This is a genomic window from Akkermansia biwaensis (assembly GCF_026072915.1).
GTDB lineage: Bacteria > Verrucomicrobiota > Verrucomicrobiia > Verrucomicrobiales > Akkermansiaceae > Akkermansia > Akkermansia biwaensis.
The window spans coordinates 430,052-442,293 of sequence record NZ_AP025943.1 but is presented as its reverse complement, the minus strand read 5'-3'; the positions used below and the strand labels follow the sequence as shown (position 1 = coordinate 442,293).

General features: G+C 58.2%; 9 protein-coding genes and 2 tRNA genes. 8 read left to right on the top strand and 3 right to left on the bottom strand.

Features of this window, described 5'->3' with window-relative positions:
* Positions 1-46 precede the first annotated feature (46 nt).
* Positions 47-1,138 (top strand): phosphate acyltransferase, encoded by a 1,092-nt coding sequence (locus tag OQH67_RS01795; RefSeq protein WP_215435294.1) that lies wholly within the window; start codon positions 47-49, stop codon positions 1,136-1,138.
* On the opposite strand, the gene tilS is transcribed toward OQH67_RS01795, so the two are convergent.
* Both tilS and OQH67_RS01785 read right to left on the bottom strand, forming a co-directional pair.
* Entirely contained in the window at positions 1,092-2,099 is a 1,008-nt protein-coding gene (gene tilS, locus OQH67_RS01790; RefSeq protein WP_215435296.1) for a tRNA lysidine(34) synthetase TilS, read from the bottom strand. The genes OQH67_RS01795 and tilS overlap by 47 nt on opposite strands.
* Positions 2,100-2,204: 105 nt before the next feature.
* Positions 2,205-2,480, bottom strand: a complete 276-nt coding sequence (locus tag OQH67_RS01785; protein ID WP_067571247.1) for a type B 50S ribosomal protein L31 — start codon at positions 2,478-2,480, stop codon at positions 2,205-2,207.
* Between the two features lie 148 nt (positions 2,481-2,628).
* Between OQH67_RS01785 and OQH67_RS01780 the strand changes: the two genes are divergently transcribed.
* From OQH67_RS01780 to OQH67_RS01765, 4 genes are all read left to right on the top strand, one after another.
* Complete coding sequence (locus OQH67_RS01780) at positions 2,629-3,507, top strand: hypothetical protein (protein ID WP_215711594.1); 879 nt, start codon at positions 2,629-2,631, stop codon at positions 3,505-3,507.
* A gap of 165 nt (positions 3,508-3,672) precedes the next feature.
* Positions 3,673-3,748: transfer RNA gene (locus OQH67_RS01775), tRNA-Phe, on the top strand.
* 37 nt (positions 3,749-3,785) lie between these two features.
* Positions 3,786-3,862 (top strand) — tRNA-Pro (locus tag OQH67_RS01770).
* Positions 3,863-4,398: 536 nt separating this feature from the next.
* Entirely contained in the window at positions 4,399-5,379 is a 981-nt protein-coding gene (locus OQH67_RS01765; RefSeq protein WP_215435298.1) for an Amuc_1434 family mucin 2-degrading aspartic protease, read from the top strand.
* Between the two features lie 108 nt (positions 5,380-5,487).
* Here the strand turns inward: OQH67_RS01765 and OQH67_RS01760 are convergent, their stop codons facing one another.
* Positions 5,488-6,810, bottom strand: a complete 1,323-nt coding sequence (locus OQH67_RS01760; protein WP_265145584.1) for a UDP-glucose dehydrogenase family protein — start codon at positions 6,808-6,810, stop codon at positions 5,488-5,490.
* 185 nt (positions 6,811-6,995) lie between these two features.
* On the opposite strand from OQH67_RS01760, the gene OQH67_RS01755 reads away from it, so the two are divergent.
* The 3 genes from OQH67_RS01755 to OQH67_RS01745 all read left to right on the top strand — a co-directional run bounded on the left by OQH67_RS01755 (position 6,996) and on the right by OQH67_RS01745 (position 12,206).
* Complete coding sequence (locus OQH67_RS01755) at positions 6,996-7,985, top strand: malate dehydrogenase (protein ID WP_067571257.1); 990 nt, start codon at positions 6,996-6,998, stop codon at positions 7,983-7,985.
* A 149-nt stretch (positions 7,986-8,134) separates the two neighbouring features.
* Positions 8,135-10,285, top strand: coding sequence for a hypothetical protein (locus OQH67_RS01750; RefSeq protein ID WP_215435300.1), 2,151 nt, complete (start codon positions 8,135-8,137; stop codon positions 10,283-10,285).
* 16 nt (positions 10,286-10,301) lie between these two features.
* On the top strand, positions 10,302-12,206 hold the full coding sequence (locus OQH67_RS01745; protein WP_215435303.1) for an NPCBM/NEW2 domain-containing protein: 1,905 nt from the start codon (positions 10,302-10,304) through the stop codon (positions 12,204-12,206).
* Positions 12,207-12,242: the final 36 nt, after the last annotated feature.

Sequence of the window (12,242 nt, the reverse complement as noted above, 5' to 3'; positions counted from 1 at the left end):
ATGGACGCGTTTTTTTAGAGTCCCATTGAATAGGACACGTGACATTATGAGTGATTGGCAAGGTTTTTCTCCGTTGAATGACTTCACTGGGCCGCTGCTGGACAACCTGAAGCGGCACCCCAAGCGCATCGTTTTCCCGGAAGGGGAGGATGTGCGCGTGTTGCGCGTTTCCGAACGTTTTGTGAGCGAACAGGCCGGCGTTCCCATTCTGCTGGGCCGGAAGGAAATCATCCGGCGCATGGCGGAAATGAATGGCATTTCCCTGAAATTCGTGCGCATCATTGAACCGGAAAAAAGCTCTGACCTTCAAATGTTCTGCGACCGTTATGAACGGGCGGAACAGATGTTCGGGAACGGCCTGCCGATGAACACCCGTGAAATCGTTTCCGAACCGGTGCACTTTGCCGCCATGATGGTGCTTTACGGCCAGGCGGACGCCATTGTGGCCGGGAACATGAAAAGGGTGGCTTCCGTATTCCGCGCCGTGAACAAATATCGGCAGGACCCCGTGCCCACGAAGCCCCTGTTTGCCATCTCCATCGTCATGGTTCCGGAATTTGCCAAAAAATTCGGAGGCCGCGGCATCTACTTCCTGGCGGATACGGGCGTGACCGCCGATCCCACAGTGGAGAACATGGCCTACTTTGCCGTGGAAACGGCCAAAATGGCCCGGCACATGCTGGGCAAAAGCGTCCGCGTGGCCATGCTCAGCGCCTCCACGGACGGTTCCGTTCCGGAACTGGCTGCGGACCGTACCCGCGCCGCCACGGCCCTGGCCCGGAGCGTCGTGGAAAAGGAATGCCTGGACAACGAAATCACCGTGGAAGGTGAAATCCAGATTGACGCGGCCCTGTCCCCGGACTCCTACAGCGTGCGCGTGCACCGCACCTCCCTGCTCCAGCCCAGTGATGTATGGGTGTTCCCCACGCTGGATGCGGCGGATATCTCCAAAAAACTGATTTGCATGATGCCCTCCGTATGCAACTATGGCCTGATTCTGGGGGGGCTTCTTTTCCCGATCGCCCAGCTTCCGCGCTTGACGGATGAGGACAGGATGTTCGGCACCGCGCTGGTGGTAGGCAATGAAGCCATCAAATTCCACCTGCTGTATCCGCAGGGCGTGGCTCCCCTTTATTGATCTGTGGCGGAGCGTCTTTGACAAACAGCCGCTTTTCCTTGCGCACGGCCATCTTTCCGCCGGGCAGGGACGTGCGGGAAGGGCCGTCGGCATCCAGAATCTTCATGACCCGGAGCACGGCGGCTTCCGTCAGGTCCGGCACGGACTGCTGCCGGAGGTAATGGTGCACGGCGCATTGTTTCAACTCCTGCGGGAGCCGGTTGACGCCTGGAAGGTACAACCGCCCCTGGGGGTCGGTCAGGTCCATGGCTTCCAGAGCCTGGGCCAGGGCGGTGCGGATTTGGTTCTCAATCCGGCAGGCGCGTGAAAAGGAAAGGCTGGTGTCCCTGCGGAATATTTCGTTAAGTCGGGGAACGACGTGGTGGCGCAGGGCGTTTCTCGTGTATTCGGTGGACTGGTTGCTGGCGTCTTCCCTCCACGGAATGTTTTTCTCCTCCAGATAGGCGGTGATTTCCTTTCTGGAAAAATTCAGCAGGGGGCGTACGACAGTCAGCCCGTTTGCCCAGATGGATACGGGGGACATGCCGTGAATGCCGGATGCCCCGCGGCACAAATGGAGCAGGGCCGTTTCCTGCTGGTCGTTGCGGTGATGCGCCAGGGCTACGAGCGCCCCGGGATATTCCGCGGCCCATTCCAGAAACAGGTTCTGCCGTGTTTTCCGGGCCGCTTCCTCCGTGGAAATGCCCTGGACGTGGGCCATGCCGGCCACGTCCGCCCGCCTCCAAACGCATGGAACACCCGCGGATGCGGCATACTCCCGGACGAACTGCGCTTCTTCATCCGCCTCCGGGCGCAGGCCGTGGTGCACATGGCAGGCAATGACGCGGCACCCTTCCATTCCGGAAAGCAGGGAAAGCAGGGCCATGGAATCCCGGCCGCCGCTGATGCCGGCCAGCACGGGCCGGCCGGAACGGAGGAGTTCCGCAGGCTGGCTGTCAAAATGGTCCGGGGTCAGCGACATGATAAGTCCAATGAAGCAGAAAAGCGGGGCAATGAGAAGCCTGCAAATGAAAAACCCCGTTTTCCGGGAAGAAAACGGGGCGGGAAAATGGAAATGAAGCGGCTCTTACTTGTTGAGCTTGGGCTTGCCGCCGCTGCGGCGGACGGAGCCGAAACGCTTCTGGAACTTGTCGATGCGGCCTTCGGTGTCCACAAACTGGTTCTTGCCGGTGAAGAACGGGTGGGAATCGGAGGTGATACCGCAGGAAATCACGAAATGCTCAACCCCGTCGATAACTTCCGTCTTTGCGGAACGGGTGGTGGAACGGGTCACGAAACGGCGGCCGGTGGAGATGTCGACAAAGACAACCGGATTGTACTGGGGATGGATATCTTTCTTCATGATCATGTATTGCGTTTCCGACGCAAGGGAGCACAAGTATAGGGACCTTAACCTCCATGTCAAGCGTGCCTTTGAAAAAAACGGAACTTTGGCGATGACGGTGCCGGAGCTTGATACGAGCCTTGTTATCGGGATGATGTTGCAAAAAATGGAACAATTCTTGAAGAGGCCTCCCTGGTGGGCGTGGTTTTCCCTGATGGGGCTGGAAATCCCTTGTGCCGCAATGGCCTGGGCTTTTGCCGTCAGCCAGTCCCATCTGGTGGTTGTTTCTTCTCCCTGGCTGTACCAGTTCCTGTTCGTGGCCGTCTGGTGCGTCAACATGCTGGACAGGGTGCTTAAAGTCTTCCGCGGTGATCCCGCCGTCCACACGGATGAATGCCTGATGTTCGCCAGAAGGCACTGCTTCGTCATCTGCCTGCTGATTGCGGTGGCCGCCGTGACGGGATTGTGGATCATGTTCTTCCAGCTGGGTGTCGTGATCTTTGAATTTGCCCTGCTTCCAGGCGTATTCAGCATTCTTTTCCTGTTTTTTTCCACCAATCCCTACCGGAAGGGGGGAATATCCACGGGATTCGGACTGGGGGCTTTCTTTGCCTCCGTAGCCTTTGCCACCGGAGCCGGCATCCCGGCCTATTTTTACGGCAATCTGGGCGGCGGCTGGGGCTCCCAGCTCTCTACGTCCACTTGGTATCTCGTGGCTTTGGTGGTGCTGGGCATGTTCAGCCGGGAAAGATGGAACGAGGAAGAGCGGGAAAAAGAGGGGGAGGATTCCGTTGCCCGGGACATGGTGTCCCTTGTCTGGATGGGCGTTATTGTGATCTACGTTGTTTTCTGTCTGGCTGCCGCGGCGCAGGAATACACGGCGGATGCCTGGATTTATTACGGCCTGGCCATGGCCGGCGCCTTCATGTTCGTCCTGGACAGGCTGAAAAAAAACATGCCTCCCCTGATGCTGCACACCTTGTCCTGGGTGGCGCTGATCTTTCCGATGGTGCTGAGCGGTCTGCTGGCGCAGGCTTCCTCCTGACGGGCCCAGCGTGGATATAAAAAGGCGAGAGAGATTGGAAAAGATTTTTCTAGTCCCGTGTCGGGCATGGGTCCGGGAAAATGAAAAAATGGTATTTTGTTGTTGCAATCCTGAAAAGGCGGTGATAGATTGCGCCCCGCAAGCACGTTCCTCGTGCAAGCAAGTGGCTCGGTAGCTCAGTCGGTAGAGCAGGGGATTGAAAATCCCCGTGTCGGCGGTTCGATCCCGTCCCGAGCCACCATTTTTATCCCAATCCTTTTTAATCCCCTTTTTTTATTCGGGAAGTAGCTCAGCCTGGTGGAGCGCCTGCTTTGGGAGCAGGATGTCGCAGGTTCGAATCCTGTCTTCCCGACCACTCTTTAACTGCAGGTTTCATGGCTTGCATTTTTTGTCCTGTTTTCGGGGTGGTTTTCCGCCCAGTTTCCAGCTTGGAATGGCGGCTGTGATGGTACGGAGCGGAAGAAACTGTTTTGATGATGGCTTTACGATTGTCTGAATGGGGGCTGGAAATACTTTGGCCTTGCGGTTTTTGAGGGAGCCGTTCACAGTAAGGGCATGCATGGATTCCGGCGGAGAATTGCGTCGTTTCCCTGGTTTGCGGGGTTAAGATGGTCGTTTGTCGGGTATGTGGCGGGGACGCTGCTGGCCGCGGGCGCGGCGGGAATGCCCTTGCTGGCGGGGATTATTCTTTTGCTGGCGGCGGCGTGTTTTGTGTTTTCCGTGGTTTGTGCGGTTCTGTCTGCCCGGAGAAGCAGGATAGCCCTTTTGTATCTGTTTCTTGCTGCGCTCATGATCGCCGTTGCCCTGCTGTTCGGGAATGGGGGATCAATTAATTAGTCATTTGTATATCTTTTGATTGACCGCTTGCACGCGCGCATATATTTTCCCGTCATGTCCATTCGATTTTTGTCGAGTCTCTCTCTTGTGGCCGGCATGTCCCTTGCAGCCCAGGCTGAAACTCTCCCCTACCCGGATTCCGATTCTTCCGACGGTTATGATTCCGCCTATTATGCCGAGGCTTATTCCGGAAGCTATCACAGTACTCCGGCCCCGAAGTCGGAATCTTCTTCCAAGTCCATTTTCCCCACCCAGTCTTATTTCGAGTTGCTGGGGCCCATGGATTCCAGAAACGGTCACGGCCATGTGAATATCCAGAACTGGGTAACGGACGTAAACCTGTGCCGCATGTCCAGCGGCTCCTGGAACTTCTCCGCGATAACGGGCCTGCGCATGACCTGGTTCAATGGGCAGGGGGCGGATGAAATGGACGTGGACCGCCTGTACACGATCTGGCTGAACATGAACGCCTCCTGTGTCATTTCAGGAAAAACGCGCCTGGTGTTTGGCTTCACACCGGAGATTTCCACGGATTTTGATACCTGGACGCATAACAATATCTTTTTCGGCGGGCATGCCATGATTACCGGTCCTCTGAATGACCGGTTCAGCTACGGCATCGGGATCGGCTATTACCCCCAGCTTGGAGAAGCTCCCTTGCTCCCCGTATTGCAGTTCAAATGGAAGACGGGCAATAACTGGAGCCTCCAGCTTGAAGGCGCGCGCCTTTCCTACACCAAGAAGGTGGGCGAAGGATTGACGTGGGGGCCTTTCGTTTCCATCGTGTCCGGTACGTGGACAATCCATCATGACCGCCGCGTGCGGCAGTTCGAGTGGATTTCCGGCGTTGCCGGGGTAGGGGCCAATATCGGGCTGGGACGCTGGGGGAGTGTCCGTCCCCGGCTGATGACGGACGTAGGCTTTTCTTTTGGAAATTCCGGCACGCTCAAGACCAGCAATGGGAATCATGAACTGGAGAAACGCCACTATGATCCCGGGTTTTATTTGCGCGCGGGTATTCAGTTTGAGTTTTAAAGGATTAGCAGGATAGCGCATTAATGATGGAAGGCCCCGGAGCGTTGAACAGCTCCGGGGCCTTTTTTCAAATTGCTTGTACAGGCGCGGGCGCCTGTTGCGGCGGAATCAGGCTTCTTCGATGAAAGGACGGCCCACGGAGTGGTATTCAAATCCCACGGCCCGTATGTTGGCGGGGGACAGGATGTTCCTCCCGTCAAAAATGATGCGGTTGCGCATGATTTCCGCCAGTTTTTGCAGGTCCGCATTGGCGTAGTCGCTCCATTCCGTGGCGATGATCAGCACTTCCGCGTCCCGCGCGCATTCGTACATGTCCTCCACCGGAGTGACGCCCAGCTCCTCCAGCCTGGAACGTGCCGTGCCGATGGCCTTGGGGTCCGTCGCGGTGACGATGGCCCCTTCTTTGCGGAGTTTTTCACACAGCTTGAGGGAGATGGATTCGCGTATGTCGTCCGTATTCTGTTTGAAGGCCAGGCCCCATACGGCTATTTTCTTGTCCTTGAGCACCCAGAGGCGGTCCCTGATTTGATCCAGGAAGTGCGTGTGCTGGGAGTCGTTGATGCGTTCCACTTCCTCCAGCAGGGTGAAGGGAATGCCCAGCGTACGGCTGATGTTGATGAAGGCTTTCACGTCCTTCGGGAAGCAGGAGCCGCCGTAGCCCAGTCCCGCGTTGAGGAAGTGGCGGGAGATGCGCTTGTCCATCCCGATGCCTTCCGCCACGAGCTCCACGTCCGCCCCGGTTTTTTCACATACCTTGGCCACGGCGTTGATGTAGGAGATTTTCAGGGCCAGGAAGGAGTTGGCCGCATACTTGATGAGTTCCGCGGAGTTGACGTCCGTTTCCAGAATGGGGGCATGAATGGGCTGGTAAACGCGCTTGATGACATTCATGGCCCGTTCGGAGTTGGCCCCGATGACGATGCGGTCCGGGTGGAGAAGGTCGTCCACGGTGCAGCCTTCCCGCAGGAATTCCGGATTGGAAACGATGTCGAATTGAACGTCCGGCCCCGCATAGCGCTTGATGGTCTGTCTGACTTTTTCTCCTGTTTTGACGGGTACCGTGGATTTGTCCACAATGACCTTGTAGCCCATTTCCGGCTTTAGGACTTCGGCGATTTCCCGCGCCACTTTTTCAATGTAGGTCAGGTCCACGGAGCCGTCCGTGTTGGGCGGCGTGGGCACGGCGATGAAGATGACGTCGCTTTGCGGAATGGATGAAGCGATGTCCGGGGAGAATTCCAGCCGCCCCACGGCCACGTTTTTCCTGATGAGGTCTTCCAGTTTGGGCTCGTAAATGGGAATGGACCCGGATTGCAGCGTCCGGATTTTTTCCCTGTTGTTGTCTACGCAGATGACATGGTGGCCCATTTCCGCGAAGCAGGTCCCCGTAGTCAGTCCAACATATCCGCTCCCGATAATGGTTAAATTCATGATGAAGGTAAAAAATTAGTAAAAAAAGAATAAATGCGGGCAGGGGCATATTCAAGCATAATGAGGAATGATAATGGGGAATGCTTTTTTTCTGCCAGCATAAAAAGTTACTGATTGAGCCCCTCCTCCGGTTGTGTTATACCTGCGGTCAGACAGAGCAAATCTGTCCATTTTTAGTTTAAGTTATGAAAACACCTATCACCGTTACCGTTACAGGAGCCGCCGGACAAATTGCCTACTCTCTGCTGTTCCGCATTGCCTCCGGCAGCATGCTGGGACCGGATCAGCCCATCAATCTGCGCCTGCTGGAAATTCCGCCGGCCATGAATGCCCTGGAAGGCGTTGTGATGGAATTGCGTGATGCCGCGTTCCCGCTTCTCAACGAGATCGTCCCCACCAGTGATCCGGATGAAGCGTTTGCAGGCGCCAACTGGTGCCTTCTGGTCGGTTCCGTTCCCCGCAAGGCCGGTATGGAACGCAAGGACCTGCTGGACATCAACGGCAAGGTGTTCATCGGCCAGGGCCAGGCCATCGCCCGCAGCGCCGCCAAGGATGTGCGCGTGCTGGTCGTCGGCAACCCGTGCAATACGAACGCCCTGATCGCCATGCATAATGCCAGCGGCGTTCCCTCCGACCGTTTCTTCGCGATGACCCGCCTGGATGAAAACCGCGCCAAGAGCCAGCTGGCTGAAAAGGCCGGGGTTCATGTGACGGAAGTGACCAACGTGGCCATCTGGGGCAACCACTCCTCCACCCAGTATCCGGATTTCACGAATGCCAAGATCGGCGGCAAGCCGGTTACGGAAGTCATCAAGGATACGGAATGGCTCAAGGGCGACTTCATCACCACCGTCCAGCAGCGCGGCGCCGCCATCATCAAGGCTCGTGGAGCTTCCTCCGCCGCTTCCGCCGCTTCCGCCGCCGTGGATACCGTGCGCAGCCTGGCTACCCAGACGCCCGAAGGCGACTGGTATTCCGTGGCCGTCTGCTCCGATGGTTCCTATGGCATTGAAAAGGGCCTCATTTGCTCCTTCCCGATCCGCACCACCAAGGACGGCGGCTGGGAAATCGTGCAGGGCCTTCCGATCGACGTGTTCTCCCAGGAAAAGATTGACGTCACCGTCAATGAACTGAAGGAGGAACGCGACGCCGTTACTTCTCTGTTGCAGCACTAAACGTTGATTTGTGTTTTGTAAGCCGGGTTCCTCTGCGGGGGAGCCCGGTTTTTTATTGTCCGCATCGTTCCATAAGCCTCATTTTCGGCGGGACAGGAATTGATTTTCATGTTATAGGCAGGGTAATAGACTCGAATGCCGTTTCATTTATGGACCAGGACCGCATATTATACAGGGGAGAAGCGTTTACGCTGACCGGAAGCCGCTTGATCCAGGATGACTCCCATTGGGCGGAAGTGGAAAAGGACGGCCGGGTGAGGACCATGAAGAACGGCCGGTATTCCGAATGGCGCATTGTGCCGGAGACGGAATACGGCCCGCGCTATCACAGCGGATTTGAAGTCTTGAACAAGGCGTACTGCCTGGCCTTGAACGAGGCGGGAGCCCTGATCAATGAGGAAGGCACCTTCCGTACCGGAGCCAACTGGCCCACGGTGTGGACCAGGGACATTGCGTACGCCACCCATCTGGGGCTGGGAATGTGGAACGTCCAGGCCTGCATGAAAAGTTTGCAGGCCCGTGTGCGGAAGGGGGAGGTAGAGCAGGATACCGGAACGGGCGGTTCCTGGCCCATTTCCTCGGACCGGGTGGTGTGGAGCGTTGCTGCGTGGGAGGCGTATTGCCTGACGGGGGACGGGGACTGGCTGCTCCGGGCGTCCCGCGTGCTGGAAAAGACCTGCCTGAAGGATGAAAAGGTGCTGACCGCAACAGGCGGCCTGATGAGAGGGGAGTCTTCCTTCCTGGATTGGCGGGAACAGAGCTATCCGGCCTGGATGACTTCGGCGGACATCGGCGATTCTTCCAGCCTTTCCACCATGATTCTGCATGCCGCAGCCCGGAAAATGCTGGCCCGGATGTTCCGGGAGCTGGGGATGGAAGGAAAGGCGCGGGAATGGGACGGAAAGGGGGAGGCCCTTTCCGGAGTGATTGAAAAGTTTTTCCGCATTCCGGGCAGCGATCTGTACGGACAGTATCTGTATGGCCGGGGGTACCCCGTGCTGTCGGAAAAGGTGGACAGCCTGGGGAACATGCTTTGCGTGCTGCTGGGCCATGCGCATGGCGCCCATGCGGCGCGCATGGTGGCCGCGCTGCCCCATTGTGTTTACGGCATTCCCTGTTTTCATCCCCAGATGCCGGAAGACGTGGCTCCGTATCACAACCGGGCCACCTGGCCGTTCCTGGAGGGGTATTACGCGCAGGCCGCCGCGGCCACAGGGAATGAATGCGGGCTGGCGCTGGCGCTGGCCTGCATGGTGCGGGCCGCGCTCCTGTGCGGCACCAACAAGGAGAACCTTCTTCTGGAAACGGGTCTGGACGAGGGACTCCTGCTCAGTTCCGACAGCCAGCTCTGGAGCATTGCCGGCATGCTGGGAGGTTTTTACAAGGGATTGTTCGGACTCCGCGTTTCCCCAGATTCCCTGGAGTTCCGCCCGTGCATTCCGGATTCCTTCGCGGGCGTGCATGAACTGTCCGGACTGCAATACCGCGGCATGACGGTTGATGCCAGGGTGAGCGGGCAGGGCAGGCGGATTGTCCGGTGCCGGATCAACGGGCAGGATGCGGACCCGGTGCTGCCCGCGGGGGGAAAGGGAAGGATAGGGGTGGAACTGGAACTGGCGTCAGATGGTGAAAACGCCGGGCAGGTGAATTTGTCGCATGTAAAACGGAGCCTGGCGTCCCCCGAATGGAAGGCCGGCCGCCACGGCATCGCCTGGGCCGCCGTGGACGGAGCGGATTATTACCGTGTATTCCGGAACGGCATTCCTGTATCCCAGACGGAATATTGCTACTACATTGCCGCCCCTGCGGAAGGGGAAGTGCATTACCAGGTGATGGCGGTTGCGCTGGATGGGCGGGAATCCTTCCTGAATGAGCCCAATGAGTATCCTTCCGCGGATTCGCGCCTGGAGACGCGCCCCTGCGGCCTGGCCGGGGACGAGGTCTGGTCCTCCCGCGTCACGAAGTCTCCGGACGCGCTGTTTTACAACGTGAACATCGACCGTCCGGGCGTGTACCGGGTGGATGCGTTTTTTGCCAACGGCACCTATGACGTTTCCGACGGGAATACCTGCGCCATGCGCAGCCTGTACCTGAACGGGCGGCGTGCGGGCACGCTGGCCTTCCCCCATACGTCCCGGTCGGGCAACTGGGACTACTTCATTTATTCCACTGCCGTGGAGGTCGTGCTGAAGCCGGGGCCGTGCCGCGTGGAGCTGGCGTATGATTCATTTTCCGTAAACATGAACCGCCTGGTGAATGATGCGGTGATAAAACATCTCCGTTTCACGCGTATATCCTGACGACTTCATGGATTTTATGTCTAAACGCTTTTTTGTACTCCTGCTGGCCCTGGGGATGGGGAACTGGAATGCCTTCGGCATGGACGGAGATGCCTCCACTGCCGTTCCCGTTCAGCCTGCTGCGCCCGCAGAAGGAGCGGAGTTTACCCGCCTGCCCGTGAGCTGGAAGGCGAATCCCCGGGATGTCGCCACCGCAAAAGCGGCCTGGAAGACATTGAGCGCCTATCATCAGGGAAAACCCGTGTCCGGCAGAAAGCTGCATGTGGTTTACGTAACGTTCAAGGACAGACCGGCCCTGGACAAGTACCGGGAACGGTATGACCATTTGCTGAAAAATATCCAGGCCTATTATGCGGACCAGATGCAGGCCAACGGCTTTCCTCCCCTGACGTTCAAGCTGGACCTGGACGACCGGGGCCGCCTGATTGTGCATGACGCCTATGTGGACAAGCCCATGAGCGGAATGAACGTGCAGAATTCCGGTCCCGTTTCCCGTGAGGCCGCCAGGAAGGTGCTGGCTTCCAAGGGAATCGACATTGAAAAGGAGCATGTGCTGATCATCTGCCAGCTTCCGGATGGCGTGGGGCCCTATTACGGCGGCGGCTTCAGCCACCAGGGCACCGGCTGGACCTGTGACCAGGAAGGGCTGGACCCCGCCAATTTCCTGGACACATCCATGATGGAGGGAGGACGCTTCAAAGTCACCAAAGGCAGGAATGCCTCCATTTACATAGGAGGAACGGCTCATGAACTGGGGCACTCCTTCGGTCTGCCCCACACGGGGACGGGATGGGATTATCCCGATGCCGGAGAATCTCTGATGGGTTCCGGCAATTATACATACGGCAATGAATTGCGCAAGGAGGGCAAGGGCTCGTTCCTGTCGCCCACGGATGCCTTGAAGCTGGCCAGCGTGCCTCTCTTCAACGGCGTGGAAACGTCCCTTCCTCCGGACGCCTCTTTCGGCCGCATGATCGGCAAGTACGTGCCGGGTTCCTTTGAACGGCTGGAGGCCGTTCCCGTCAAGAACGGCCTGCGCCTGAAGGGGAAGGCCAGGCTGGACCGCCCCGCCTACGGGGTTGTGGTCCATCTGGACCCGCCCGGCGGTTCCGACTATGATTCCAATGCCGTGGGCGCCGCGCTGAATGACGAGGGAGAGTTTGACCTGACCATTTGCAGGCCGGGCTTCAAGGGAGGCTTCATCGAGATGCGCGTGGCCGTCCTGAACTGCGACAGCACGCGCTGCATGACCACGCTGCCCGTGTGGCTGGACGGGAAGGGGGCCAGGGTGCCTTCGCTGGCTCAGTCCGTTTACTTCGGCGATGTGCAGAACCTGTGGATACGCGGCCGCATGAATGAAGCGAAAAAGGCGCTGGAGGAAGTGGAACGCAGGCATGGCGCCAGGCCGGAGGTGCAGGAATGGCTTCCTGTCTGGAAGCGCGCCCTGGAGCGCAGGGACGCCTCCCAGGAATTCACGCCCGCCGGAGTTCCCGCCGATCTTGCCAGCATCAGCCTGAATGACTGCAAGCCTTCCGTGGCCCAGGTGGGTTGGGCGGTTCCCCTGTGGGATGTCCTTTTCCCGTCGGATCTGGGGCCCGTTCCGTTCTTCAAGACCATAGGCCGTCCGGAACGTTTCATTCTGGCGCATGCCCCGGCGGTTTTCGCCTATGACCTGAATGGCGCCTGGAAGGAATTCCGGGCGGATGTGGGTCTTCCGTTCGGCTCCCGCGGCAGCGTCAGGTTCGGCGTTTATCTGGACGGGAAAAAGCTCTTTGAATCCCCCGTGCTGAAAGACGGCTCTTCCGTACCCGTCCAGGTGGCGGTGGAGGGCGGCAAAAAGCTGGAAATCCGCGTGGATGACGCCGGAGACGGGAATACGGCGGACTGGGGTATCATTGCCAATGGCGTTCTTGCCCGGTAAAATTTGGCGGCCACTGGCGGAGAAATGTGACATTAG

What these genes read in the sequence shown, in the direction of transcription:
- OQH67_RS01795 (WP_215435294.1), top strand. Translation starts at nt 47, where the DNA reads ATGAGTGATTGGCAAGGTTTTTCTCCGTTGAATGACTTCACTGGGCCG.
- OQH67_RS01765 (WP_215435298.1), top strand. Translation starts at nt 4,399, where the DNA reads ATGTCCATTCGATTTTTGTCGAGTCTCTCTCTTGTGGCCGGCATGTCC.
- tilS (WP_215435296.1), bottom strand. Translation starts at nt 2,099, where the DNA reads ATGTCGCTGACCCCGGACCATTTTGACAGCCAGCCTGCGGAACTCCTC.
- OQH67_RS01785 (WP_067571247.1), bottom strand. Translation starts at nt 2,480, where the DNA reads ATGAAGAAAGATATCCATCCCCAGTACAATCCGGTTGTCTTTGTCGAC.
- OQH67_RS01755 (WP_067571257.1), top strand. Translation starts at nt 6,996, where the DNA reads ATGAAAACACCTATCACCGTTACCGTTACAGGAGCCGCCGGACAAATT.
- OQH67_RS01745 (WP_215435303.1), top strand. Translation starts at nt 10,302, where the DNA reads ATGTCTAAACGCTTTTTTGTACTCCTGCTGGCCCTGGGGATGGGGAAC.
- OQH67_RS01750 (WP_215435300.1), top strand. Translation starts at nt 8,135, where the DNA reads ATGGACCAGGACCGCATATTATACAGGGGAGAAGCGTTTACGCTGACC.
- OQH67_RS01760 (WP_265145584.1), bottom strand. Translation starts at nt 6,810, where the DNA reads ATGAATTTAACCATTATCGGGAGCGGATATGTTGGACTGACTACGGGG.
- OQH67_RS01780 (WP_215711594.1), top strand. Translation starts at nt 2,629, where the DNA reads ATGGAACAATTCTTGAAGAGGCCTCCCTGGTGGGCGTGGTTTTCCCTG.